At 42.5% G+C, this 1,684-nt stretch carries 5 protein-coding genes; all 5 read left to right on the top strand.

Annotation, left to right across the window (positions count from 1 at the left end; genetic code table 11):
* The first annotated feature begins 46 nt into the window (after window positions 1–46).
* From ACTSEZ_RS19675 to rpsK, 5 genes are read left to right on the top strand one after another with little or no spacing between them, the layout of a single operon-like run.
* Entirely contained in the window at window positions 47–355 is a 309-nt protein-coding gene (locus ACTSEZ_RS19675; protein ID WP_369735983.1) for an RNA-binding protein, read from the top strand.
* Between the two features lie 3 nt (window positions 356–358).
* Window positions 359–577 (top strand): translation initiation factor IF-1, encoded by a 219-nt coding sequence (gene infA, locus ACTSEZ_RS19670; protein ID WP_028390440.1) that lies wholly within the window; start codon window positions 359–361, stop codon window positions 575–577.
* 32 nt (window positions 578–609) lie between these two features.
* A complete protein-coding gene (gene rpmJ / locus ACTSEZ_RS19665; protein WP_003156543.1) occupies window positions 610–723 on the top strand; it encodes a 50S ribosomal protein L36 in 114 nt (37 codons plus the stop codon).
* A gap of 22 nt (window positions 724–745) precedes the next feature.
* Window positions 746–1,111, top strand: a complete 366-nt coding sequence (gene rpsM, locus ACTSEZ_RS19660; RefSeq protein WP_029282779.1) for a 30S ribosomal protein S13 — start codon at window positions 746–748, stop codon at window positions 1,109–1,111.
* A gap of 21 nt (window positions 1,112–1,132) precedes the next feature.
* Window positions 1,133–1,522 (top strand): 30S ribosomal protein S11, encoded by a 390-nt coding sequence (gene rpsK / locus ACTSEZ_RS19655; protein ID WP_029282777.1) that lies wholly within the window; start codon window positions 1,133–1,135, stop codon window positions 1,520–1,522.
* Window positions 1,523–1,684: the final 162 nt, after the last annotated feature.

Raw genomic sequence — 1,684 nt, 5'->3', positions numbered from 1 at the left:
TGGCTATGAGATTTTAACTAAAGCCTAAATCCGCAGGTGATATTGTTTGAACGAAGCCGAATCGAGTCCGCGCATAGGTCAGTTTGTCTCTATTACTGAAGGCAGAGAAGCTGGACAATATGCTGTCGTGATCAGTGTTTTAGATGAACGGTTCGTATTTATAGCAGACGGAGAGAAGCGACCCTTCCACTCCCCTAAAAAGAAGAATGTGAATCATCTAGAGTTTATTGATCGCGTATCTCCGGAAGTTCAGAACAGTATAAAAGAAACAGGACGTGTAACAAACGGAAAACTCCGGCATGCCCTGAAGACGTTTGTCAACGAGCAAGCTGCTGATTTGAAGAAGGGAGAATAATGAATGGCGAAAGATGATGTAATTGAAGTTGAGGGTACCGTACAGGAAACATTGCCAAATGCAATGTTCAAAGTAGAGCTTGAGAATGGTCATACGGTATTGGCGCATGTATCTGGAAAGATCCGCATGCATTTTATTCGTATTTTACCTGGAGACAAAGTTACGGTAGAATTATCACCATATGACTTGACTCGCGGCAGAATTACGTACCGTTTTAAATAAAACACTCCGCAACTAAGGAGGTAAGAGAAATCATGAAGGTAAGACCATCGGTTAAACCAATCTGCGAAAAGTGCAAAGTCATCCGCAGAAAAGGTAAAGTAATGGTAATTTGTGAGAATCCAAAACATAAACAAAAACAAGGTTAAAACTGAAGGAGGTGCAGCTTAAATGGCTCGTATTGCTGGTGTAGATATTCCTCGTGACAAACGCGTTGTAATTTCATTAACATATGTTTTCGGTATTGGACGTCCAACTGCTGGAAAAGTATTAGCTGAGGCTGGTGTTTCTGAAGATACACGTGTGCGTGACTTAACAGAAGAAGAACTAGGTAAGATTCGTGATATCGTAGACAAGTTGAAAGTTGAAGGTGACCTTCGCCGTGAAGTATCCCTAAACATCAAACGTCTGATTGAGATCGGCAGTTTCCGTGGCTTACGTCATCGCCGCAGTCTACCTGTTCGTGGTCAAAATACCAAAAATAACGCTCGTACTCGTAAAGGACCTCGTCGTACGGTTGCGAACAAGAAAAAATAAGGTAAAGGAGGTTAACCGACAATGGCTCGTAAAACGAACACTCGTAAGCGTCGCGTAAAAAAGAATATCGAGGCAGGTATTGCTCATATTCGTTCAACATTTAACAACACGATTGTTACTATTACAGACGTACATGGTAACGCTCTTTCTTGGTCAAGTGCAGGTTCACTCGGATTCAGAGGATCACGTAAATCCACTCCATTCGCTGCACAAATGGCTGCTGAAGCTGCAGCTAAAGGATCAATTGAACACGGTATGAAAACTCTTGAAGTAACTGTAAAAGGACCAGGCGCAGGCCGTGAAGCTGCAATCCGTGCACTTCAAGCTGCTGGTCTTGAAGTAACAGCTATCAGAGACGTTACTCCGGTTCCACATAACGGATGCCGTCCGCCAAAACGTCGTCGTGTATAATTTTTCTGTATAGATTTTGTATCCCTGTCAATAATGGGTTATGATACAGTTAAAAAGTTCTCGCAGAAAATAACTATTTGTTGTTGTGCACATTCGGGACTTTATAATGGGGAATTTCGGTTAGACACACGCCTTGGAGCTTCATAATCTGTCTAGCCGGGG

Origin of the sequence: Metabacillus mesotrionivorans (assembly GCF_052171315.1) — a bacterium.
In the GTDB taxonomy this organism is placed as follows: Bacteria; Bacillota; Bacilli; order Bacillales; family Bacillaceae; genus Bacillus_P.
The sequence above is the reverse complement of the archived record's forward strand: the minus strand, read 5'-3'. Positions and strand labels throughout refer to the sequence as shown.